The following is a 22,112-nucleotide window of genomic DNA, read 5'->3' as shown; positions in this document are numbered from 1 at the left end:
GCTGCTCAGCACGTGACGTGCCGGGAAATCTGCAGCCGCTGATCCACCAGCGCCTGCGCCACCTCGTCGATCTTCCGGTTGTGGTTCCGGCAGAACGCCCGCAGCAGGACGAACGCCTCGTCCACGCCGATCTGATGCCGCTCGGCGAGAATCCCTTTCGCCTGTTCGATCGGCAACCGGCGATCCAGCGCCCGCTGCAGCTGTTCGGCGCGCCGCCGGTAGTGCCGCAGACGAGACCGCAACGTGGCCGTCTCACTCGCGGTATCCGGCGTGCCAGGCGACGGGGGGCGCGAAGTCATGGCATGCATGACGTGATCGTGACAGTACTTTCCGTCGTCGCGAAAGTATCCAACGTCCCGACTTCGGTGGGACTGTGTGCTCTAAATGCGCGCTGGCCCAGGAAGCCTTGGAGCAGCTTAAGACGGCTTGTTAAGCGGCCTGAAGACTTAGAGCATGCTGCAGCCGTTGCAGTTTTCGTTCGTCCATGGACCAAATGGCTCAAGCCTGTCCGGCTGAGCCACGGCAGAAGCGGGCGTGGTCCGGTTTCGCGTGGTTGCCGACGAAAATATCTCAGGCCATGGTCGGCGCCGCAACGGACAGAGCCGTGGGGTGCTCGGGCTTGGACGGCTTTCGTCAGATCGCCGACCAAAGAGCGATGCCTGGTGACTGGACCGATGCCTGTGCCGCCCGCCGCCCGGATTTGGGCGACTTTTCGCCACGGTGACGCTAGCTCGGGCAGAGGGTGCCGTTGGCGGGGATCTTCCCGTCGGTAAAGAAGGCGCGAGCTGCGTCGGTCACACAGGGCGAGAAAGTGAAAGCGCCGTGACCGGTGCCCTGCCATCCGATGCGAACCGAAGTGGGGAACTGGTCGGCCGCCTTCGTCGTGCCCGCCAGCGGGGTGACCGGGTCATTGGCGGTCGTGACGACCAAAATCGGCGGGACGTTGGGCGTGCCCGCAGGCGGCAGCGGTTCACGGCGAACCGGCCAAGGGCTGCACCACGCCAGTTGCTGAGCGACGAGTCCGCCGAACAGCGGATACTTCGTGCGCATCGTCTGGGCGAACTTCTGGATCTGGTCGGTGGGGAGACGAGTCGCGCTGTCGTTGCACTTCGTCGCGAGCGCGCCGTCGAGACGAGACGGCCGCACGCGCGTGTCGCTCAGCAGCGGCTCGACGAACGCGGTCAGTTTGGACACGTCGCCGGCGTTCGCCGCGCCGAGAGCGTCGGCGAGTTCGGGCCAGCGCGCACGCTGCGCGAGACCGGCCGAAATCGCATAGAGGGCGATACCGGCGCCCGCGTCGGGGGAAGGGCTCGTCCGAAGTTTCTCGACGACCGACTTCAAAACGGCCGACGCGTCGCCGAGCGCGCACTTGCGAAGCGCGCAGTCCTGCCCGAAACCGTCCACTGTGGACTGCAAGCCCGCCGCGACGGTGTCGAGCGTGGCCGCGGTGTCGGGACCGGGATCCGGCGCGCCGTCGAGCACGATCCGGCCGGTCGTCGACGGGAAACGGACGGCGTAGCCGGACAGCACCCGCGAGCCCTCACCGTGCCCGAGCGCGTTCAGCTTGCTCATGCCGAGTTCTTCGCGCAGCTGATCGAGGTCACCCGCGGTACGCCAGCTGTCGAGCGCCGTCTGGTTCGTGTCGAGTTCGATCGCGCACTGCTGGCCGGCCTTGCGCGCCGCGTCGAGCACGGCCTCGATCGCGGACTCGGCCGCGGGGTCCTGGTCGAGCAGGTCGTTGCGCACGTTGCCGGGAATGCACTGCGCCGGCGCGGACTGCCCGCTGCCGCGCCGGTCGACGCCGATCAGCGAAAACTTCGTCAGGAGCTCCGGGGGTACCGTTTTCGCCAGTTTCGCGGCGAAAAGCGTACCGGGATCCCCGTCGATGTCGTTGACCACGACCAGCGGGATCGACCCGGTGCCGACCTTGAGCACCGACATCCGGCTGAGTCCCCGGTTCGGCAGATCGGGCGCGTCCAGCGTGGTCGCCACACGCGCACAGCTCAGCTTGAGGTCGCCGAGCGCCGCCGGCTGATCGAGCCTCGCGCGCGTCTCGTCGTCGCAGTCGGTCCACTTGATCGTGGGCGACTTGGGCTCTTCCAGCGGCGGCAGCGGGATACCCGGCTTGTTCCCGGCGGACTCCGGCGTGGCCGGTCCGTCGTTCGAGATCACTTCCGGCCTGGTCGACGGCCCGGCCGTGCACCCCGCGAGCGTGACCGTCACCAGCGTCGCCGCCAGTAGTTTTCGCGAAGTTGCCGGGCGGCGCACGGGCACGTTCCTCACTATCTGCCTGCAGGGTGAGGTGAGCTTCGCATGATCGGTGTGGGACCGGGGTTAGCGGGTGCGCTTGACCTCGCCCTGGAACACCGCGTCCAGGTCGTACCGTGCTGGTTCGTCGAGCTGGGTGTACGTGCACGACGACGGCTCGCGGTCCGGCCGCCAGCGCTTGAACTGCGCGGTGTGCCGGAATCGGGACGGATATCCGCCCTCAGTGTGCTCGTAGCCGACCTCGACGACACGTTCGATCCGGACCGGCACCCAGGCGTGCTCGGTCGCCCGCCAGCGGGTGATCCCGCCGGGCAGCCGCTGGTGTTCGACCAGTCCGTCGATCCACGGGTGCTCGGCTTCGGTGATGAGCGGCGACAGCTCCTGGGCCAGTTCGCGACGACGGGCGACCGGAAACGAGCCGACGACGCCGACGTGATGCAGCACGCCGTTCTCGTCGTACAGGCCGAGCAGGAAGGACCCGATCATCTCGCCCGGCTCGCCGTCGACGTGCCATCGCAGACCGGCGAGCACACAGTCGGCGGTCCGCGAGTGCTTGTACTTGAACATTACGCGCTTGTTCTCCTCGTACGGCGCGTCGAGAGGCTTGCCGATCACACCGTCCAGCCCGGCGCCTTCGAACAGCTCGAACCAGTGTCGCGCGGTGTCCGCGTCGGTCGTCGCCGGGGTGATGTTCAGCCCGTCGATCTTTTCCAGCCGCTCGCGCCGCGCCGACGTCGGCTGCTCGATCAGCGACTCGTCGCCGAGCGCCAGCAGGTCGAACGCGACGAAAGCCGACGGGCTCGTCTCGGCCAGCAGTTTCACACGGCTGGCGGCCGGGTGCACCCGCTCGGTCAGCGCGTCGAAGTCGAGCTTGCCGTCCCTGGCCACCACGAGCTCGCCGTCGAGCACGATCCGCTCCGGCAAGGTCGCCTTGAGCTGCTCGACCATCTCGGGGAAGTAGCGGTTGAGCGGTTTGCCCGCCCGCGACTGGAGCGTCAGCTCGTCGCCGTCACGGAACACCAGGCAGCGGAAACCGTCCCATTTCGGCTCGAACAGCAGCTCGCCCGAGTCGGGGATGGCCTTGGCGGGCTTGGCGAGCATCGGCTTGAACGGTGGGTTCAGCGGCAACGGCATGCGCGCCATTCTGCCTGTTCAGTCCCTGATCCGCCGGTAGCGATGCATGGTGAAGCCGTCTTCGAGCAAAATCGACGCGAGATCCATCCGGCGCGGCGAGTCCGACGGCAAACCGGAGACGATCCGCCCGGCGCCGGAGCCCGCGAGCAGTGGCGCGACGGTCAGGCAGAGCTGATCCACCAGGTCGTGGGCGATGAGATCGCCGAACAGGGTCGGCCCGCCCTCGCAGTTGACGCGAAACAGGCCACGTCGTCCGAGTTCGGCCAGAACCTGCCGTGCGTCGACGGCCTGTTCCCCGCTGACAACGATGTCGGCGCCCGCTCGTGCGAGCGCCGTGGTTTTGTCCGACGGCGCCCGCTCACTGACGAACAGGATCGGCGGCACCCGCGTGTCGGTGAACAGGGGAGCGGCCGGGTCGAGATTCGCGCCGCCGGTGACGACGGCGATGGGCGGCACCGGCGCGAGACCGTGCTTCGCGCGGCGCTCCGCCCGCTCGCCGCTGGTGCGCGCGCCGCGATAGTTTTCGGCCCGAACGGTGCCACCGCCGACCAGCACGACGTCGCACAGGTCACGCCCGAGCAGGAAGATCCGCTTGTCCGCGGGGTGTGACAAGCCTTCGGAAACGTCGTCGACGCTGACAGCGCCGTCAGCCGAGCTGACGAAGTTGGCCTGTACCCAAGGTCGATCGAGCCCTTCCGGGTAGCCGTAGAGCTCCTCGAGATCGGCGTCGGTCAGGTCGGTTCGGGGTGGGTTCGGCCACAGACGGTGCACGGTGCTCATCCCAGCACAGGCCGCCTGGCTACGCTTCTTAGCCATGCCACCCGCGCGCCTGACCGACCGCCGTCCCGAGCTCGGGGCGGACGAGCTGATCTCGGCGCTGGTGCCGCCGCCCCGCTTCGACACCGTCCGGTTCTCCACCTACGTGCCCAATCCCGACGAGCCGAGCCAGGCCGACGCGGTCGTCCGGTGCTCGGCCTTCGCGGACCGCATCACCGCCGCCGCGGCCAAGAAGCCGTCACGGCTTCGAGCGCTGTTCGGTGGCGAGCGCCAGGACACCGGCCCGATGGGCATGTACCTCGACGGTGGGTTCGGCGTCGGCAAGACGCATTTGCTGGCCTCGACCTGGCACCAGGCGCCGGGCCCGAAGGCGTACGGGACGTTCGTCGAACTGACGCACCTGGTCGGCGCGCTCGGTTTCCCCGAAGCCGTTCGTCGGCTTTCCGAACATCGTGTGCTCGCGATCGACGAATTCGAGCTCGACGACCCCGGCGACACGATGCTCGTGAACCGGTTGCTGCGCGAGCTGACCTCGGCTGGCGTTTTCGTCGCCGCGACGTCCAACACCCTGCCGGACAAGCTCGGCGAGGGCCGCTTCGCCGCCGAGGACTTCCTGCGTGAGATCCAGTCGCTGTCGCAGCGGTTCGCGGTCGTCCGGGTCGATGGCCCCGACTACCGCCACCGCGGCCTGCCCGACGCACCGCCGCCGGTGACTGACGACGAGCTGACTGCGTCGGCCGACGCCGTCGAGGGGTCGACGCTGGACGATTTCGACGCGTTGTGTGCGCATTTGGCCGAACTGCACCCGTCGCGGTACGGGCGGATGCTCGACGGCGTCACCCGGGTCCACCTGCGTGGCCTGCACCCGGCGCCCGACCAGAGCGTCGCGCTGCGGCTGGTCGCGTTCGCCGACCGGCTCTATGACCGGGCGATCCCCGTGGTGGTGTCCGGCAGGCCGCTGCCAGAGCTGTTCACGGACGAGATGGTGAACGGTGGCTATCGGAAGAAATATCTGCGCGCGGTGAGCCGGTTGACGGCGCTGGCTCGCGACGCCGGCAAACCTGGGCGCTGAGCAGGCCGAACGCGGACGCGAACAGCACGCCGCCGATGACATCGGTGGCGTAGTGGTAGTTGAGGCCGATCAGCCCGATCCCGGCCGCGACGACCAGCACGACGCTGATCGCGGCGGTCAGCCCGCGCGCCACACCGGGCCTGGCGATGACGACCAGGACCGTCAGCGTGGAGACCAAGCTGACCGTGTGCCCGCTCGGGTAGGCCAGCCAGTCGTCGTAATGGCGACCAAAAGCCGGCTTGAGCACCCAGCTGTTGACGGAGATCGCCACCGGCGTCGTCACCAGAACGAACACGACATCTCGTGGTCGTTTTTCGACGAAACAGAGCAAGGCCGCGAGAAAGATCAGCGGGATCAGCACGTACGGTTGCGTCGAAGCCACCAGCAGCCGCAGCAGCGGTTCGTCGCCGGCGAGGCCACGGTCGATCACGCCGCGGATCGCCGCGTCGAAGGCGCTGGGCCCGCTGTCACCCGCGAAGGTGACGCCCAGCGCGATCATGGCCACCAGGCACAGCCCGGCGACGAGCACGTTTCGGTTCACGGACCCTCCTCGGCTGCCGAGCTTACGTGAGGGGCGTGGGTAAACCATTCGCCAACGACGGCGTCTTCGGCGAGGATCTCGCGGTGGGTTTCCTCGAAGCCAGTGCACTGGCATACCGGCTCAACGACGGCCGAGAGCTCTTCGGCGACGTGTCGTTCAAGGTTTCGGCCGGTGACGTCGTCGCGCTGGTCGGGGACAACGGCGCCGGGAAGACGACGCTGCTCCGGATATTGGGTGGCGAGCTGACCCCGCTCAGCGGCTCGTTCAACGTCCAAGGCGGCCTCGCGGTCATGCCGCAGTTCATCGGCTCGGTCCGCGACGGCCGGACCGTCCGCGACCTGCTGCTGGACGTCGCACCCCCGGCGCTGCGCGCCGCGGCGGCCGAGCTGGACGACGTCGAGCTCGCGCTGATGGAGACCGACGACGAACCGACCCAGATGCGCTACGCGGACGCGCTGACCACGTGGGGCGAGGTGGGCGGATACCAGATCGAGGTCCTCTGGGACACGGTCACCGTCGCCGCGCTCGGCGTTCCTTACGACCGCGCCCGGTTCCGCGACGTCGGCACTCTGTCCGGCGGCGAGCAGAAACGCTTGGTGCTGGAGACGCTCCTGCGTGGCCACGAGCAAGTGCTGGTGCTCGACGAACCCGACAACTACCTCGATGTACCCGGCAAGCGCTGGCTGGAGGAACGGCTCGCCGAATGCGACAAGGCGATCCTCCTGGTCAGCCACGACCGCGAGCTGCTCGCCGCCGCCGCGACGCACATCGTTTCGCTGGAAGGCAAAACCTGCTGGGTGCACAGTGGCGGTTTCACCACCTGGCACGACGCCAGGGTGTCCCGTGCCGACCGGATGGCCGAGCTTCGGCGCCGCTGGGACGAAAAGCATCAGCAGCTCAAGGAGCTCGTCGTCAACCTGCAGCAGGCCGCCGCGGTCAGCCACGCGCTCGCCACGCGGTACTCGGCAGCGCAGACCCGGTTGCGGAAGTTCGAGGAGGAAGGCGCGCCTCCGTTGCCGCCGAAACCGCAAAAGGTGGCACCGCGCCTGCGTGGCGGCCGGACCGCGATCAGGGCGATCACCTGCGAGAACCTCGAGCTCACCGGCCTGATGAAGCCTTTCTCGACTGAGATCTTCTTCGGTGACCGAGTGTGCGTGCTGGGCTCGAACGGTTCCGGCAAGAGCCACTTCCTGCGCCTGCTCGCCGGCGATCAGGTCAACCACACCGGCGCTTACCGGCTCGGTTCGCGCGTGCTGCCGGGCCTGTTCGCCCAAACGCACCAGCATCCCGAGTGGGTCGGCAGGACACTGCTCGACATCCTCGGCGCCGGTGAAGGCCAGCGTGCGGGCCGGGACCGAGGCGCGGCGACCGGAGTGCTGAGCCGCTACGGCCTGGCCGCGTCGGCCGAACAACGCTTCGAGTCGCTGTCAGGTGGCCAGCAGGCCCGTTTCCAGGTCCTGCTGCTCGAACTGTCGGGCGCGACGCTGCTTCTGCTCGACGAGCCGACCGACAACCTCGACCTCATCTCGGCCGAGGCGCTGCAGGACGCGCTGGCCGAGTTCACCGGCACGGTCGTCGCCGTCACGCACGATCGCTGGTTCGCCCGCAGCTTCGACCGATTCCTGGCGTTCGAACCCGACGGCAAGGTGTCCGAAGTAGACGAACCGATCTGGTCGCTGCGCCGGGTGGAGCGCGTCCGTTAGTCGGTGACCGGTCCTCGCGGCCCCCGGAACGGCAATGTCTGGCTGTAGACGACATTGGTCGTCGTGCTGCCGAATTGCGCCAGTTCGTCGATGAGTTTCTCCAGATGCGCCATGGAACCGGCGGTGACTTTGAGCGTGTAGCAGTCGTCGCCGGTCGTGCGCAGGCATTCCAAAATCTCGGACCGCTCCTCGAGCAGCCGATGCAACGGCTGGTGCCGGCTGCCTGGGTACTTCAGCCGCACTACGGCGAGTACTGGGAACCCGGCCTTCTCAAGGTTCACCTCGGCGCGATACCCCGTAATGACCCCTGACGCTTCAAGCCGCTTAAGTCGCTCAGTGGTCGCGGACGCGCTGAGAGTCACGCGCCGTCCCAGTTCGGTCAGCGCGATCCGGCCGTCTCGCTGGACTTCGGCCAGGATGGCCCAGTCCGTCGCGTCAAGGCTCTCGCTCATGAGCGGAATCTACCGTGGGATCCACGGCGAAAATGCCCAAACGCCGTGATCGCTCTCTTCAAGATCAGGGCGGTGCGTAGCTAGCCTATGGCCTATGCGACTTGGCGTGAACGTACCCAACTTCGGGCAGGGCACCGACCCCGGTGTGCTGCGCGGCTGGGCGAAAACGGTGGAGGAACTGGGGTTCGACCTGCTGATGGTGTCGGACCATGTGGTGATCACCGACGACGTCGCCGTGGAGTATCCGGCGCCGTTCTACGAGCCGTTCACCACGCTTTCCTGGCTGGCCGGGATCACCGGCCGCGTCCGGCTCGGCACCACGGTGCTCGTCGTTCCCTACCGTGACCCGCTGCTCGTAGCCCGGATGGCCGCGAACCTCAACGACCTCAGTGGTGGCCGGTTCGTGCTCGGGGTCGGTGTCGGCTGGGCGAAGCAGGAGTTCGCCCAGCTCGGTGTGCCGTTCGAACGTCGTGGTCGATTGACCGACGAATACCTGGGCAAGATCCGCGCGGCCTGGACGAACAAAGATGACTACCGCGGCGGCGACATCCCGATCTGGGTCGGCGGCAACAGCGAGGCGGCCATCCAGCGGACGAAATCCTTCGGTGACGTGTGGCATCCGTTGCACTGCACCGTCGACTGGCTTCGCGCGGCCGTGGAACGGACGAAACCCGAGGCGCTGGCACCCAGGATCGCGTTGCGCCTGACCGAAGAGCCCATCACCGGGACCGAACGGATCGCGGGTGAGGGCACGATCGCCCAAGTCATCGACGATCTGCGCCAGATCAGTGCGCTCGGCGCCGAAACGGTCCTGCTCGACACCTACACCGGCGACCCCGCCAACACGCTCGAAACCGAAAACGCTTGGCAGGCCTTGGCAACGGTCGCCGCGCACTGGAAGGAAGCACAGTGAAGCACCTCCATCGAGCCATCGAACTCGCCGCGGCGGCCCGCGCGAACGGGAACCCGCCGTTCGGTTCGCTGCTCGTCGGGCCGCAGGGCGACGTGCTCGTCGAAGAGCAGAACACGTCGATCACCGATGCGGACATCACCGCCCACCCCGAGCTGAAACTCGCCCGCTGGGCCGCTCGCGAACTCGACCCGGAGACCGCCGCCGGCACGGTGATGTACACGAGTTGCCAGCCGTGCGGGATGTGCACCGGAGCGATCGAACGGTCGGGTCTCGGCCGAGTCGTCTTCGCGCTGTCGAACGAGCAGCTCATGGACCTCAAGCCCGGCGGCGGTTTCGCGCCCGTGCCGCACGAAGGTCCCGCGTTGTTCGACGAAGCGCGCCTGCCGGTCGATGGCTATTACAGCTGACGCGTGCTGAAGTGGGGCCATGCGTGTCGCGGTGGTCGGCGGGGGAGTGATCGGTCTCAGCTGCGCTTTGCGACTGGCGCGGGCTGGGCATGACGTCACCGTCGTCACCGCGGACGAACCCGAACACACGACGTCCGCGGTCGCGGGCGGGCTCATCTTCCCGCCACGGGGCACCGAGCCCTTCGCCGTGTGCGCGAAATGGACGAGGGACACGGTCGCCGAACTGGCGCGATCCGGCGCGTCGGGCGTCCGGTTCCTGCCCGGCAGGCTCATGCTGCCTTCGCGTTCCGCCGATCCCGGCTGGGCTTCGACACTAGGCGGCACGACCTGGGAAGGCGACACTCTCACGTTCACCGCCGCGCTCGTCGACACACCGGTCTATCTGCGCTGGCTCGCCGGTGAGGTCGTGGCCGCCGGCGTACGCACGGAGTACCGGCGTGTGCAGAATCTGACCGATCTTGCCGCGGATGTGATCGTCAACGCCGCTGGTCTCGGCGGCGGTGTACTCGCGGGCGACGACACCGTGTCCCCGGTCGGCGGCCAGGTGGTCCATTTCGCCGACCCGGGCCTCACCGAGTGGATCGTGGACGATCGTTCGCCGGCCACCACGTACGCCATTCCGCACGGCGGCCATGTGGTCTGCGGGGGCACGAAAGAACCCGGACGGCGCACGCTCGAGCCCGATCCGGACGTGGTCCAGGACATCATCGAGCGCGTCCGACGGCTCGTGCCTGCGCTCGCCGGCGCACGCGTGCTCGACGTCAAAGTCGGTCTCCGGCCGCATCGTCCCGAAGTCAGGCTCGAGCGCGTCGGCGCGGTCGTCCATTGCTATGGCCACGGCGGAGCGGGAATCACCCTGTCCTGGGGTTGCGCGGACGAAGTCGCGCGTCTGATCACGGATCCTTTCGTCGCTTGACCGTCCAAAGCCTTGATCCTCTGGCCGCCTGGTCCGGCGTTGGCTTCATGCGGACCGATCGGCCCGACACCTTCGGGTAATTGCGCGATTTTTCCCGGTTGCTATGTTGAAAAACGGAGCAAAACCACGTGAGAGGAATTCACGTATTCGCCGAAAGCAATAAATTCGGCCACCATGTTTCGTCGCCGAAAGGGATCGCCGTGCTCGAAACCGACATAGTGACCTGGAGTCGTACGATATTCGACGACGCGCTCCGCGACGCCGTGCGAAGTTTGCCCGAATCTTTCACGCGCGTCGCCGGATATCACTTCGGCTGGCTGGACGCTTCGGGTTCACCGGTGAAAGCCAGCCAGGGCAAGGCGATTCGGCCCACCCTCGCCCTGCTGTCGGCCGAAGCCGTCCATGGCGCGGCCGCCGACGCGATCCCCGCGGCTGTCGCCGTCGAATTGGTGCACAATTTCTCACTCCTGCACGACGATGTACTCGACGGCGACGAAACGCGACGCCATCGCCCGACCGCGTGGACGGTTTTCGGCACCGGTCCGGCGATTCTGACCGGAGACGCACTGCTCACCCTGGCATTCGACGTGCTCGCCACCGGCGGCGGCCCGGTCGCGATGCCCGCGATGCGCGAACTCGGCGCCGCGGTCCTTCAACTGCAAGAAGGCCAGAGCGCGGACGTTTCCTTCGAACGCCGCGCCGACGTCGACCTGCACGAATGCGTGACGATGTCCAACGGCAAGACCGGTGCGCTGCTCGGGTGCGCCTGCGCGATCGGCGCCCAATTCGGCGGCGGGACGCCGGACGAGGTCTCGCATCTGCGGCAGTTCGGCGAACGGCTCGGTCTGGCCTTCCAGCTCGTCGACGACATGCTGGGCATCTGGGGCGACCCGGAGACCACCGGCAAACCGGTGTTCTCAGACCTTCTCGCGCACAAGAAATCCCTGCCGGTCGTGGTCGCGCTGAATTCCGGCACCTCCGCGGGCCGTCAGCTGGCCGAGCTCTACCACCGTGACGAGTTGCTCTCGGAAGACGACCTCGCCTTCGCCGCGGACCTGGTCGACCTCGCCGGCGGCCGGACCTGGGCCCGGATCCAGGCCGACCAGCAACTCGCCCGCGCGATGCATCACCTGTCGGCGGCGGGCCCCGAGCCGCACGCGGCTACGGAACTGGCCGCGCTCGCCGAGCTCGTCACCCGCCGCGACCGCTAGGGCGTGTCCTAGGACCGAGAGGCCACCAGTTTCGCGTGGTCGGCCTCGGTCTGGTCGGCGTACCGGACAGCGAATCGGCCGATCGCCTCGTCGAGGTCGTCGTCTTCGTCGAAGTACCCGGCGAGCAGCTGCGGGTGCAGCGACCTCGTGTGCGCGCGAGCGAGCAACGCGCCTGCCAGCCTGCCGTAGTCGTCCAAATGGCCCGCGTTGAGCGCCGAAGGGTCGATGTCGCCCTTGAGGTTCCGGAACTGCCGCACGATGAACGGCCGCCCGTCGATCGTCGTCCAGCCGAGCAGGATGTCCGTCTCCGCCTGCACGAGCCGAGCGCCCTCGACGATCCGCTCGCCCTCGTGCGTGTGCGCGGGAATGTCCAGAAAAGGCGCCAAGGCCGACGGCCGCGCCTCCTTCACCTGCAGCACCAGGTCTTCGTCCTCGTTGCCGTGCAACAGGACGACATAACTGCGCAAGCCGACGCTGCCGGTGCCGACCACCCGGAAGGCCACATCGGACACTCGATATCTGGCGATCAGGTTTCGTCGCGAGGAGCGCAAAGTGTCCACATAATCGACCAAACCGCCGAACACCGACTCGGCGACGGCGTCGTCCACGTGGCGCAGCACCGGCGGATCTTCGACGAACCGGTTGCGCTTCATCCCGGTGGTGTGGTCGTCGATGCGCCGCGTCCACTTGGCGGCCACTTTGGCGCTCGTGTTCTTGCGGGCCTTCTCGGCGGCTTCCTCGAAATCGTCGATCAGATCATGCGCTTTGACCTTGCTCAGCACGGACGCGTCCGGCAACGCGTTCCACGACCGCAGATAGGGCAGCTCGGCCAGCCCTCGGATGGTCCGCCGATACGACTTGACCGCGTCTTCGGCGGCCTCGGCGCACCGCGACTCGCCGACGCCGCCTTCCCGTCCCGCCAGCACGAGGCTCGCGGCGAGCCGTTTCAAGTCCCATTCCCACGGACCTGGCACGGTCTCGTCGAAGTCGTTGATGTCCATCACGATCTGGCCCTCCGGCGTGCCGTACAGGCCGAAGTTCGCCGCATGCGCGTCACCGCACAGCTGCGCTTTCAGCCCGCTCGACGGCGTGCCCGCCAAGTCGGCGGCCATCAGCCCGGCCGCGCCGCGGAAGAAGGCGAACGGCGACACCGTCATCCGCTCCAGGCGCAGGTCGATCAGCTCGGGCAGCCGCCCGGAGTTGCTGGATTCGACGAAATCCAGCGCGTCCGGACGTCCCCGGCCCGTCGCGTCGTGATCGTGCGACTTCGGGGGCGTGGCGTCACGCAGCGCGCGCCCCCGGTCGAACAGCTCCTCCGGATCGACACCCTCCGAGCCGAGCAGCGCGCGGCCCGCCCATGTTCCTGGTTCCACGAGATGTCAACGTACGGGAGCTGTCAAAGTTTCACGACGGCTTGATGACCTGCGCGATGGCGTCGATCCCGCGGTCCAGTTCGGCTTTGGTGATCACGAGCGGCGGCGCGACACGGAGGGTCGCGTCGTGTGTCTCCTTGCACAGCACCCCGAGCTTGGCCAGCGCCAACGACGCGTCACGCCCGGTCGGCCCGCCGGGGCTGATGTCGACACCGGCCCACAGACCACGGCCGCGGACCTCCGCGAGCCCCTTGCCGACCAGCTCACCGAGCCGTCCGTGCAGGTAGGCGCCCAGTTCCGTGGATCGCTCCTGGAACTCGCCGGTCGCGAGCAGCCGGATGACCGCCCGGCCGACGGCGCAGGCCAGCGGGTTGCCGCCGAAGGTCGAGCCGTGCTCGCCGGGCTTCAGCACGCCCAGCACGGCCCGGCTGCCGACCACCGCCGAAACCGGCATGATCCCGCCGCCGAGCGCCTTGCCCAGCGTGTACAGATCCGCGCGCACGCCTTCGTGATCGAGCGCGAGCAGCTTGCCGGTCCGCGCGAGTCCCGATTGGATCTCGTCCGCGATGAGCAGCACGCCCGCCTCGTCGCACAGCCGTCGCGCCTCGGCGAGGTACCCGGCGGGCGGCACGATGACGCCGGCTTCGCCCTGGATCGGCTCCAGCAGCACGGCCGCGGTCCGTTCGGTGATCGCGTCACGCAGCGCTGCGGTGTCGCCGTACTTCACGGTGACGAAGCCGGGCGTGAACGGCCCGAAATCCGCCCGCGCGGTCTCATCGGTCGAGAATGACACGATCGTGGTCGTCCGGCCGTGGAAGTTCGACCCGGCGACGACGATCTCGGCGGTGCCGTCCGGGACGCCCTTGACCTGGTAGGCCCACTTGCGGGCGACCTTCACGGCGGACTCGACGGCCTCGGCGCCGGAGTTCATCGGCAGCACCATCTCGGTGCCGGTCAGGTCGGCCAGCTCCTGGCAGTACAGACCCATCTGGTCATGGTGGAACGCACGCGAGGTCAGCGTCACCCGATCGAGCTGATCTTTGGCCGCCGCGATCAGCGCCGGATGGCGGTGCCCGAAGTTCATCGCCGAGTATCCGGAGAGGAAGTCCAGGTAGCTGTTGCCGTCGACGTCGGTGACCGAAGCGCCCTCGGCCTCGGCGATCACGACGCCGAGCGGGTGGTAGTTGTGCGTGCTCCAGCGGTCGTCAAGCGCGATGTAGTCAGACGTGGTGGTGGGTCCGGCGAACGTCGTCATTGCATCAGGTTAAGGCCTGAAGGTGGAGACTTCAGCCGGGAATCATTGCTTTCAAGACTCGTTCGTTGCGCAGTTGCGCGCCGGTGAGGCGAATTGTTGCGTACGAGTTTCGAAGCGCGTCACCGGCGAGGACTGGCTATGTTCACGGGATGGCCAAACGAGTGCGAGAGGCGTTGCGGTTCACCAAGGGCACCCCGCTGCTGGACCCTGGCGCGTTCCCCATCGGTCCGGACAAGAAGGCGAAGGGTGAGAAGAAGCTCCTCGCCACCGGCCGAGTCTTGGACGAGCGTCAGGAGGCGCTCTACGCGGAAGGTGTCGGCGGCGGTGCCAGAAGCCTGCTGCTCGTGCTGCAGGGTATGGACACCTCGGGCAAGGGCGGCACGGTGAGCCATGTGCTCGGCCTCGTCAACCCGATGGGCGTGCACTACACGGCGTTCAAGAAGCCGACGCCCGCCGAGCGACGGCACCACTACCTGTGGCGTATTCGACGGCAGCTGCCCAAACCCGGCCAGCTCGGCGTGTTCGACCGCTCGCACTACGAGGACATCCTCGTACCGCGCGTGCACGGCCTGCTGACCGCCGAGGAGCGGCGCAGGCGCTACGCCGAGATCAACGCGTTCGAGCGGGAACTCGCCGACGCCGGCACCACCGTCCTCAAGGTCTTCCTGCACATCTCGCCTACGGAGCAGTACAAGCGGCTCAAGGCAAGACTGGTCACGCCAGAGAAGATGTGGAAGTACAACCCGGCCGACCTCGACGCACGTGCCCAGTGGGACGACTACCAGAAGGCCTACCTCGACATCTTCGCCAAAACGAGCGCGACGCCGTGGCATATCGTGCCCGCCGACCACAAGTGGTACCGGAACTGGCTCGTCGCCCATCTGCTCGCGGAGACTTTGGACGAAATGGACCCGCAGTTCCCCGAACCTGACTTTGCTGTCGACGAAGAACTCGCGAAACTCGACACTGTTGGCGTACCCGCCTGACTTTCTGAGAGAGTGCGCGGCGTGACCGACTCAGCCCTCGAGGCTCTTCCGTTCCTCCGCAAGCAGGCTCGCACCCAGAGGTTCACGCTCGGCGCGCCCAAGGAGTTCAAGGTCGCCCCGGACGGTTCGCGTGTGCTGTTCCTGCGCGCCGAGTCCGGGGTCGACCCGCGCAACAGCCTGTGGTCGCTCGATCTGGCGTCCGGTGTCGAATCGAAGCTCGTCGACGCCGCTGAACTGCTGCCAGGTGAAGAAAACCTGCCTCCGGAGGAGCGTGCCAGGCGGGAACGCAGCCGTGAGTCCGGCGGCGGGGTCGTCGGCTACGCGGTCGACGACGCGTTCACCGTCGCGGCGTTCACCTTGTCCGGCAAGCTGTACACGCTCGACCTCTCGTCCGGTGAGGTGAAGGTCCTCGTCGACAGCTCCGTCGTCGATCCACGGCCCAATCCGACCGGCACGCACATCGCGTATGTGCGCGATCGACGGCTTCGCGTGATCGACCTCACAACGGGCGAAGATCGCCTGCTGGTCGACGAAGAAGGCGAAGAAATCGCGTGGGGTCTCGCCGAGTTCATCGCCGCCGAAGAGCTCGGCCGCGCCCGCGGCTACTGGTGGTCGCCGGACGGCCGGAGCCTGCTCGTCGAGCGCTCCGACCGCACTGCCGTGCCGCGCTGGACGATCGCGGACCCGGCCAATCCGCAGGCGGCTGCCAACGTTGTCGCGTATCCGGCCGCCGGGGCGGCCAATGTGGACGTCTCGCTGTCTTTCCTCGGCCTGGACGGCGGCCGCGTCGACCTGGCGCGCGGCGAATGGGAGTACCTCGTCGCCGTGCACTGGTCGGCAGGCGGGAAGCCTCTGGTCACGGTCCAGTCCAGGGATCAGCGCACACTGGAGATCCTCGCGGCGGACCCGGCGGACGGATCGGTCACCACCCTGCACACCGAGACCGACTCGAACTGGGTCGAGATCACGCCAGGCGTGCCGGCGTGGACTGCCGACGGCCGCCTGGTGCGGGAGAGCGCGGCGGACGGCAGCCACCGGCTGGTCATCGACGGCGAGCCGGTCACCGAGCCGTCGCTGCAGGTCCGGTCCGTGCTCCAGGTCGGAGCCGAAGTGCTGTTCAGCGCTTCGGACGAAGACTCGACACAGATTCACGTCTATCGCACCGAAAACGGCAAAGTGCGCCGTTTGTCGACAACGGACGGTGTGCACGTCGGCGCCGGTTCGGCCGCGCTCACGGTCATCGCGAGCTGGAGCCTCGAGTACAGCGGGCCCGCCGTCAGCGTCCTGTCCGACGGCGAACCGGTCGCCAAGATAAGCTCCGAAGCCGTCGACCCTGGCATCGTGCCCAACCTGCGATGGCTGGCACTCGGCGAGCGTGGCCTGCGCGCCGCGTTGCTGATGCCGGCGGGCTACCGCGAGAAAGACGGCAAGCTGCCGGTTCTGCTCGACCCATATGGCGGTCCGCACGCCCAGCGGGTGCTCCAGAGCCGCAACGCGTTCCTGACCTCGCAGTGGCTGGCCGATCAGGGCTTCGCGGTGCTGGTCGCCGACGGCCGCGGCACGCCGGGCCGAGGCCCGGCGTGGGAGAAGGAAATCGCGGGCGAGTTCGCGTCGATCACGCTGGCCGACCAGGTCGATGCCCTGCACGCCGCAGCCGAAATCGAACCGGCGCTGGACCTGGGCCGCGTTGCGATTCGCGGCTGGTCGTACGGGGGCTACCTGTCCGCGCTCGCGGTGTTGCGCCGGCCGGACGTCTTCCACGCCGGCGTCGCCGGTGCCCCGGTCACCGACTGGGCGTTGTACGACACGCATTACACCGAGCGGTATCTCGGCACCCCGCAGGACAACCCCGACGTCTACGCGCGGAACTCACTGATCACGGACGACCTGAAGCGGGCGCTGCTCATCGTGCACGGGCTGGCCGACGACAACGTGTTCGTCGCGCACGCGCTCAGGTTGTCCTCGGCGTTGCTGGCGAAGGGCCGCCAGCACGTGTTCCTGCCGCTCGCCGGCGCGACGCACATGTCGCCGCAAGCGGAGGAAGTCGCCGAGAATCTGATGCGCACCCAGGTCGAGTGGATCAAGCGGGAACTCGCCGCTGTCAAGGAGGACATCGCGTGAAGCGTTGGGGTATCACCATTCCGTTGACCGGGGTGCCGCTGGCCGCGCACCGCGAGCTGGTCGAGCAGTTGCCGGATCTGGGCTACACCGACGCCTGGTCGGCGGAAACGGCCGGGGTGGACGCGTTCACCCCGCTGGCGCTGGCCTCGCAGTGGGCGCCGCAACTGCGGCTGGGCACGGCCATCGTGCCGGTGTACACGCGAGGTCCCGGCCTGCTCGCGATGAGTGCCGCCACCATCGCTGAACTCGCGCCGGGGCGTTTCGTGCTCGGTATCGGCGCTTCTTCGCCGGTGATCGTGAAGAACTGGAACGCCGCGGAATTCGATGCGCCGTTCGCGCGCTCTCGTGACACCTTGCGCTTCCTGCGCGCGGCGTTGGCGGGCGAAAAGGTCAGCGAGACTTACGAAACGTTCGCTGTCAACAAGTTCCGGCTGGAACGCCCGTCGGACCCGCCGCCGTCGATCATGCTTGCCGCGCTGCGGCCGGGCATGCTGCGCCTCGCCGCGAAGGAGGCCGATGGCGCGATCACCAACTGGCTCGCGCCGACCGACGTGCCCCGGATCCGCGAGGAGATCGGCCCGGACGTCGAGCTCGCCGCCCGCATCTTCGTCTGCCCGACGACGGACGCCGCCGCCGCGCGCGGGCTCGGGCGGATGTTGATCAGCAGCTACCTGACGGTTCCGGTGTACGCGGCCTTCCACGACTGGCTCGGCCGCGGCGAGGCGCTCGCGCCGATGCACGAGGCGTGGGCGGCCGGCGACCGGCAGAAGGCCAACCAGGTCATCCCCGACGAGGTGGTCGACGACCTGATCGTGCACGGCAGCGTCGAAGAGTGCCGCGAGAAAGTCCAAGCCTACGTGGACAACGGCCTGACGACGCCGATCATCGCGCTGCTCCCGACCGGTGAAGACCCGTTCGAGCAGGTGCGCGGCCTGGCGCCGAAGGCCTGATCAGGTCGGCGGGTTCCGGCCGGATCCCGCCGACCGGTCGTATCGTCTTCTCATGCGCGAGATCTGGGCCGCTGGCGATGCGTATGAGGCGTACATGGGGCGCTGGAGCAAGCCGGTCGCGGAGCGCTTCGTCCGCGGACTCGGCATGCCGGCGCACTCGCGATGGCTGGACGTCGGCTGCGGCTCGGGCGCGCTGTCCGAGACCGTGCATTCGGTCGCCGAGCCGTCACGACTGGCCGGCTTGGATCCATCCGCCGGATTTCTGTCCGTCGCCCGTGATCGGATCACGGGCACCCGATCAGCGTTCGTCGTCGGCGATGCCGGTTCTCTGCCGTTTTCCGACCATGCTTTCGACGTCGTGGTGAGCGGACTCGCGCTGAATTTCGTGCTCGACCCTAGCCAGGCCGTCGCCGAATTCGCGCGAGTCGCGCCTGTCGTGGCGGCGTATGTCTGGGACTACGCCGGTGGCATGGAAATGCTCAGCCACTTCTGGGACGCGGCCGTCGCGCTCGACCCCGCCGTCGACGAAGTGGACGAAAAGCATCGCTTCCCGTGGTGTCGTCCGGAACCACTCGGACGGCTCTGGGCGGCTGCGGGCCTGGTCGACGTGGCGGTCGAGCCCATCGAGATATCGACCGTTTTCGCCGATTTCGACGACTTCTGGCGGCCGTTCCTCGGCGGCCAAGGGCCTGCACCCGGCTATGCCATGTCGTTGTCCGATGATCATCGAGCCGCGCTTCGCGACCTGCTGCGTGGCCGGCTGCCTGCCGAAGCGGACGGATCCATCCCGCTCACCGCCAGAGCGTGGTCGGTTCGGGGTGTCGCACATCGTTAGCGGGCAGGCGACAACGTAGCCAGACGGTCGATACCGAGGCCACTGATCAGCAGCCGTTCCTTCCGGTTGCCGAGCAACGTACGCGTCCAGTCGACGAAGCCGCCGTCACCGACTTCGATCCGGTCGTCCCCGAGCACGCTGTAGACCTTGAAGCAGAGCCCGAGGTAGTAGCCACGGCCGGTGCCGCGATGCGGATCGCCGACTATTTCGACATCATGCTGGTCCTCGAAAGCGTCATGTGCCGCGAGCACGACCGGTGCGAATCCGGGTGTCAGCGAGGTGAGACTGATTTCCACGCGGCCACCGACAGCAGCTTGTGTCGCTTTCGCGGCAAAACCGAGGTGCTCGACGATGTGCTGCCGTTCAAACGCCAAGTTCCCCGCATCGCGTCCGGCGGAAACAGCTCCGAACAACGCGAAGTGCGCGAACGTGGCCCGCCCGGTCACCTGCTGCGCGCGAACGACTCGTTGTGCCGCGGCCAACCGCACGACATCGTCCGACTTCGGCTCGGTTCGCGACGACTGCCGCCGCCTCAACGCCGCTTCCAGCGCTAGCGCGTTTGTCGGATCAGCTGCCACTTCGCTTCCCCTGGCTGTTGAAACCACCTTGTTCTGGTCGACCGTGGCCAACGCCGAGTGGGTGCCGAGTGGCGCGATCGGTGCCAAAGTGAGTAGTGCGAAGTCGGTGGGCAAGGCGGAAACAACGGCGTCCTCGGCCGCCCGCAACCTGTGCGCTGGAACAGCGGCGGGTGCGCTGAAGCGGTCTTCCCGATAACGGCGCAGTACGTCAGGAGCTGATCGCTTTCCGGCGCGGATACGCATGACCTCGAGCAGCAGTGTGGTCAAATCCGCTCCGGGCAGGCCAGTGAGGAGGTCGACCGTTTCCTGGCCGACCTCCTCACCACGCGGTCCAACGGCCCGGTGCTCCCAGTCACCTGACCGATTCTTCCCCTGATCCTCAACTGCCGCGAACGACTTTCTCAGCGTCCGGCGGAAAGGATCTCCTGGACTACCTCCACTGTCGTGGCCGCCTTCGCAGCGCCGAGCGCGCGAATAATCGGCCCAGCGATCGCGTCGAGTTCCAAAGTCCGGCCTGCTTGGAAATCCTTGAGCATCGACGACTGCATGGCACCCGGCAACGACGTCAGTCTCGCGGTCACCGCGTCCGCGTCCACCTGTACCGCATGGACTCCGGCAGCTGACGCGGCTTCGTCCACCAGCGGACGCAACCAGGATTCGTGGCTGTCTCGCGCCGGGCCGATCGGCGCATTAGCCCCGGTCGTCAGCAGTGCGAGCGGTGCGAGGAACGCGAGCTTGCGCCACAACACGGTGGCATCGTCCGGGTGAGTCGACACGGAAAGTCCCGCCGTTCGCGCCAGCTCGGCGACAGCGGCGCCCGCTGACGTCCCGTCTGCGAACACCAGGTCGGCGAACCGCGAAAGCTGCTCGATGGCACCAGGCCGGTGCCGGGTCGCTTCGACCGCGATACTGGCGCCGATCACCGAAGCCGCCGGGTAGACCGCGCGCAGCAACGGCAGGTGGTCGACACCGTTCAGCAGCGGGACCACGGTCGCGGCACCGAGCACTGCGGCAGGCACACGCTGGAGAGCAGGCAGCAGTTCAGTCGCTTTGACGGCGACGAACAGCACGTCCAGCGGCGTCGTCAACCAAGGCCGCGCGGTCGGGAAGGTCGAGAATGGCGTTTCGTCCGGTCCTTGAAAAGTTAACCCGCGCGCGGTCAGTTCCGCCGCCGTGCGTTCGGTGGCGATCACGGTCACCGCATGGCCGGCCGCTCCGAAGCGCGCCGCCAGCAAGCCGCCCACTCCGCCGGGCCCCAGTACACCGATAGTCGCCACGAGCCCTCCCGAGTTAATTCCATTATGGAAGTGACACTAGTACGATAACTTCCATGATGGAAGACGTGGAGGTGACCCGACTTGCGGCACAAGAGTTTCGAAGGCATGAACTGCCCGGTCGCGCTGACCCTGGATGAGGTCGGTGAGTGGTGGAGCTTGCTGATCATTCGCGACGCACTGCACGGCTTGACCCGTTTCGACGAGTTTCAGCAAAGCCTAGGTATCTCGCCGAACTCGCTGACCCGACGGCTGAACGCACTCTGCGAGGCGGGCTTGCTCGCCCGGCATCGCTATCAAGACCGTCCGCCGCGCGACGAGTACCTGCTCACCGAACGCGGCAAGGACCTCCAGGCTGTCATTGAGTCGATCGCCGCGTGGGGACGGCGCCACATCACGCAAAAGGACGGCGCCGTCCGCCTCCAGGACACGGCCACCGGACAGGAAGCGGAGCCGGTACTGGTCGACCAGCGCACCGGGGTCACCGTCACTCCGGACCGGTTCCAGTACGTGGCGACCCCCGCGGCGCCGCCGATCAAGCTCGCCAAAATGCCGCACGCCTAGCCGTCACGCGCCATCCAAACCCAGGTGGCTCGTTGCGAGGTCTGCTTGTAAGGCGTCGTCGCAAAAACGCCCATCGCGACGTAGGTGCCAGGTTTGGTCACGAGTACTGGGCCTCGGAGAGAGCGTGGAGCCGAGTCCTGATCGCTGGACCTAAGCGGGCGTAGCCGCTTCTAAGTTCCGAGAACTACTTCGCCCGGCCGCGGTGGTGAACGACCAGTTCGCTGATGAGCTCGTCGAGTTGAGGCAAAAAGCGCGCGGACCGGTGCTTCGGCGTCGACGATCACGATTGCGACAGGCAGGCCGTCCGACAACGACAGGATGTTGCTCGTGTGGATCAACGAGTTCGCGCCGTAGCCTTCGACGCCCTTGAGCACCGACGCACCTGCCGGCCCGGCGTCTCGCGCTCGGCCCGACAGCGGCATGACTGTTCCTCCTGACCGCAACCGGCAAACACCGCGAGTGTCGACACTTCCATGGGTCACGGCGCTTGTGCGACCGCAAGCGTCGAAACCCAGGTCTTTCGTCGTGTCAGTGACCAAACGCAGAGTCTGAGCATGGCGGGTCAGATCACCCTGCCCGCACGAAGCGCCAGGTGCGCGGCGGTTTCGTCTACAGAACGTGCGAGCGAGCTCTGAGGTTCCGCAAAGGGCCGACGTGGATTGCGTTCCGTCGTGTCGCCAGGTGTGCAGGCGGATCCTTGGCGGGCTGTGGTTCCACCTGCTCTTGATGCGGACTGTCTCTGCTGGTCGTCCCGAGCGGGCGGTGTCCCATCATCGTGCTGG

The 22,112-nt window shown here is 67.5% G+C and carries 21 protein-coding genes and 1 pseudogene; 11 read left to right on the top strand and 11 right to left on the bottom strand.

The features are described 5' to 3' along the window. Window positions 1-5: 5 nt before the first annotated feature. The 4 genes from AB5J62_RS26845 to AB5J62_RS26830 form a co-directional block, all read right to left on the bottom strand. Window positions 6-299, bottom strand: coding sequence for an ANTAR domain-containing protein (locus AB5J62_RS26845; RefSeq protein ID WP_370942695.1), 294 nt, complete (start codon window positions 297-299; stop codon window positions 6-8). A 427-nt stretch (window positions 300-726) separates the two neighbouring features. Then, window positions 727-2,268 (bottom strand): alpha/beta hydrolase, encoded by a 1,542-nt coding sequence (locus AB5J62_RS26840; protein ID WP_370942694.1) that lies wholly within the window; start codon window positions 2,266-2,268, stop codon window positions 727-729. A 66-nt stretch (window positions 2,269-2,334) separates the two neighbouring features. Further along, window positions 2,335-3,402 carry an ATP-dependent DNA ligase gene (locus tag AB5J62_RS26835; RefSeq protein ID WP_370942693.1) on the bottom strand — a complete coding sequence of 356 codons (1,068 nt, stop codon included), beginning with the start codon at window positions 3,400-3,402 and terminating at the stop codon, window positions 2,335-2,337. Window positions 3,403-3,420: 18 nt separating this feature from the next. Then, entirely contained in the window at window positions 3,421-4,182 is a 762-nt protein-coding gene (locus AB5J62_RS26830) for a pyrimidine reductase family protein (RefSeq protein ID WP_370950351.1), read from the bottom strand. Window positions 4,183-4,216: 34 nt separating this feature from the next. Between AB5J62_RS26830 and zapE the strand changes: the two genes are divergently transcribed. Beyond that, window positions 4,217-5,251, top strand: a complete 1,035-nt coding sequence (zapE, locus tag AB5J62_RS26825; RefSeq protein WP_370942692.1) for a cell division protein ZapE — start codon at window positions 4,217-4,219, stop codon at window positions 5,249-5,251. Here the strand turns inward: zapE and AB5J62_RS26820 are convergent. Then, window positions 5,151-5,780, bottom strand: coding sequence for a phosphatase PAP2 family protein (locus tag AB5J62_RS26820; RefSeq protein WP_370942691.1), 630 nt, complete (start codon window positions 5,778-5,780; stop codon window positions 5,151-5,153). The genes zapE and AB5J62_RS26820 overlap by 101 nt on opposite strands. A gap of 95 nt (window positions 5,781-5,875) precedes the next feature. Between AB5J62_RS26820 and AB5J62_RS26815 the strand changes: the two genes are divergently transcribed. Then, window positions 5,876-7,495 (top strand): ABC-F family ATP-binding cassette domain-containing protein, encoded by a 1,620-nt coding sequence (locus AB5J62_RS26815; protein ID WP_370950350.1) that lies wholly within the window; start codon window positions 5,876-5,878, stop codon window positions 7,493-7,495. Here AB5J62_RS26815 and AB5J62_RS26810 read toward each other — a convergent pair. Further along, window positions 7,492-7,947, bottom strand: coding sequence for an Lrp/AsnC family transcriptional regulator (locus AB5J62_RS26810; protein WP_370942690.1), 456 nt, complete (start codon window positions 7,945-7,947; stop codon window positions 7,492-7,494). The two genes, AB5J62_RS26815 and AB5J62_RS26810, sit on opposite strands and share 4 nt — an antisense overlap. A 94-nt stretch (window positions 7,948-8,041) precedes the next feature. Between AB5J62_RS26810 and AB5J62_RS26805 the strand changes: the two genes are divergently transcribed. The 4 genes from AB5J62_RS26805 (at window position 8,042) to AB5J62_RS26790 (ending at window position 11,394) form a co-directional block, all read left to right on the top strand. Continuing rightward, a complete protein-coding gene (locus AB5J62_RS26805) occupies window positions 8,042-8,860 on the top strand; it encodes an LLM class flavin-dependent oxidoreductase (RefSeq protein ID WP_370942689.1) in 819 nt (272 codons plus the stop codon). Further along, entirely contained in the window at window positions 8,857-9,267 is a 411-nt protein-coding gene (locus tag AB5J62_RS26800; protein WP_370942688.1) for a nucleoside deaminase, read from the top strand. Before AB5J62_RS26805 ends, AB5J62_RS26800 begins: the two co-directional genes overlap by 4 nt. 19 nt (window positions 9,268-9,286) lie before the next feature. Continuing rightward, on the top strand, window positions 9,287-10,183 hold the full coding sequence (locus tag AB5J62_RS26795; protein ID WP_370942687.1) for an NAD(P)/FAD-dependent oxidoreductase: 897 nt from the start codon (window positions 9,287-9,289) through the stop codon (window positions 10,181-10,183). Window positions 10,184-10,377: 194 nt separating this feature from the next. Next, window positions 10,378-11,394: a family 2 encapsulin nanocompartment cargo protein polyprenyl transferase gene (locus tag AB5J62_RS26790; protein ID WP_370950349.1), complete on the top strand. Its 1,017-nt coding sequence runs from the start codon at window positions 10,378-10,380 to the stop codon at window positions 11,392-11,394. An 8-nt stretch (window positions 11,395-11,402) separates the two neighbouring features. On the opposite strand, the gene AB5J62_RS26785 is transcribed toward AB5J62_RS26790, so the two are convergent. Both AB5J62_RS26785 and rocD read right to left on the bottom strand, forming a co-directional pair. Further along, window positions 11,403-12,767, bottom strand: a complete 1,365-nt coding sequence (locus AB5J62_RS26785) for a DUF2252 domain-containing protein (RefSeq protein ID WP_370942686.1) — start codon at window positions 12,765-12,767, stop codon at window positions 11,403-11,405. A 31-nt stretch (window positions 12,768-12,798) separates the two neighbouring features. Then, complete coding sequence (gene rocD, locus AB5J62_RS26780) at window positions 12,799-14,022, bottom strand: ornithine--oxo-acid transaminase (protein WP_370942685.1); 1,224 nt, start codon at window positions 14,020-14,022, stop codon at window positions 12,799-12,801. Window positions 14,023-14,171: 149 nt separating this feature from the next. On the opposite strand from rocD, the gene AB5J62_RS26775 reads away from it, so the two are divergent. The 4 genes from AB5J62_RS26775 to AB5J62_RS26760 are packed head-to-tail and all read left to right on the top strand — an operon-like array spanning window position 14,172 to window position 18,914. Continuing rightward, window positions 14,172-15,008, top strand: coding sequence for a PPK2 family polyphosphate kinase (locus AB5J62_RS26775; RefSeq protein ID WP_370942684.1), 837 nt, complete (start codon window positions 14,172-14,174; stop codon window positions 15,006-15,008). Window positions 15,009-15,029: 21 nt separating this feature from the next. Continuing rightward, entirely contained in the window at window positions 15,030-17,129 is a 2,100-nt protein-coding gene (locus AB5J62_RS26770; protein WP_370942683.1) for a prolyl oligopeptidase family serine peptidase, read from the top strand. Further along, window positions 17,126-18,079: an LLM class F420-dependent oxidoreductase gene (locus AB5J62_RS26765; protein WP_370942682.1), complete on the top strand. Its 954-nt coding sequence runs from the start codon at window positions 17,126-17,128 to the stop codon at window positions 18,077-18,079. Before AB5J62_RS26770 ends, AB5J62_RS26765 begins: the two co-directional genes overlap by 4 nt. 52 nt (window positions 18,080-18,131) lie before the next feature. After that, on the top strand, window positions 18,132-18,914 hold the full coding sequence (locus tag AB5J62_RS26760) for a class I SAM-dependent methyltransferase (protein ID WP_370942681.1): 783 nt from the start codon (window positions 18,132-18,134) through the stop codon (window positions 18,912-18,914). Here the strand turns inward: AB5J62_RS26760 and AB5J62_RS26755 are convergent. Both AB5J62_RS26755 and AB5J62_RS26750 read right to left on the bottom strand, forming a co-directional pair. After that, a complete protein-coding gene (locus AB5J62_RS26755; RefSeq protein WP_370942680.1) occupies window positions 18,911-19,759 on the bottom strand; it encodes a hypothetical protein in 849 nt (282 codons plus the stop codon). The genes AB5J62_RS26760 and AB5J62_RS26755 overlap by 4 nt on opposite strands. A gap of 134 nt (window positions 19,760-19,893) precedes the next feature. Next, window positions 19,894-20,769 (bottom strand): ketopantoate reductase family protein, encoded by an 876-nt coding sequence (locus AB5J62_RS26750; RefSeq protein ID WP_370942679.1) that lies wholly within the window; start codon window positions 20,767-20,769, stop codon window positions 19,894-19,896. Between the two features lie 105 nt (window positions 20,770-20,874). Here AB5J62_RS26750 and AB5J62_RS26745 point away from each other — a divergent pair, with 105 nt between their 5' ends. Next, complete coding sequence (locus tag AB5J62_RS26745) at window positions 20,875-21,330, top strand: winged helix-turn-helix transcriptional regulator (protein WP_370942678.1); 456 nt, start codon at window positions 20,875-20,877, stop codon at window positions 21,328-21,330. A 184-nt stretch (window positions 21,331-21,514) separates the two neighbouring features. Here the strand turns inward: AB5J62_RS26745 and AB5J62_RS26740 are convergent. After that, window positions 21,515-21,737: pseudogene (locus AB5J62_RS26740) on the bottom strand (DUF190 domain-containing protein); the annotation flags it as partial. Window positions 21,738-22,112: the final 375 nt, after the last annotated feature.

Source organism: Amycolatopsis sp. cg5, from assembly GCF_041346955.1.
GTDB lineage: Bacteria > Actinomycetota > Actinomycetes > Mycobacteriales > Pseudonocardiaceae > Amycolatopsis.
The sequence above is the reverse complement of the archived record's forward strand: the minus strand, read 5'-3'. Positions and strand labels throughout refer to the sequence as shown.

Excerpts from the sequence above, each read along its gene's own strand:
- AB5J62_RS26795 (WP_370942687.1), top strand. The coding sequence starts at position 9,287 with ATGCGTGTCGCGGTGGTCGGCGGGGGAGTGATCGGTCTCAGCTGCGCT.
- zapE (WP_370942692.1), top strand. The coding sequence starts at position 4,217 with ATGCCACCCGCGCGCCTGACCGACCGCCGTCCCGAGCTCGGGGCGGAC.
- rocD (WP_370942685.1), bottom strand. The coding sequence starts at position 14,022 with ATGACGACGTTCGCCGGACCCACCACCACGTCTGACTACATCGCGCTT.
- AB5J62_RS26830 (WP_370950351.1), bottom strand. The coding sequence starts at position 4,182 with ATGAGCACCGTGCACCGTCTGTGGCCGAACCCACCCCGAACCGACCTG.
- AB5J62_RS26845 (WP_370942695.1), bottom strand. The coding sequence starts at position 299 with ATGACTTCGCGCCCCCCGTCGCCTGGCACGCCGGATACCGCGAGTGAG.
- AB5J62_RS26745 (WP_370942678.1), top strand. The coding sequence starts at position 20,875 with ATGAACTGCCCGGTCGCGCTGACCCTGGATGAGGTCGGTGAGTGGTGG.
- AB5J62_RS26805 (WP_370942689.1), top strand. The coding sequence starts at position 8,042 with ATGCGACTTGGCGTGAACGTACCCAACTTCGGGCAGGGCACCGACCCC.
- AB5J62_RS26760 (WP_370942681.1), top strand. The coding sequence starts at position 18,132 with ATGCGCGAGATCTGGGCCGCTGGCGATGCGTATGAGGCGTACATGGGG.
- AB5J62_RS26810 (WP_370942690.1), bottom strand. The coding sequence starts at position 7,947 with ATGAGCGAGAGCCTTGACGCGACGGACTGGGCCATCCTGGCCGAAGTC.
- AB5J62_RS26775 (WP_370942684.1), top strand. The coding sequence starts at position 14,172 with ATGGCCAAACGAGTGCGAGAGGCGTTGCGGTTCACCAAGGGCACCCCG.
- AB5J62_RS26835 (WP_370942693.1), bottom strand. The coding sequence starts at position 3,402 with ATGCCGTTGCCGCTGAACCCACCGTTCAAGCCGATGCTCGCCAAGCCC.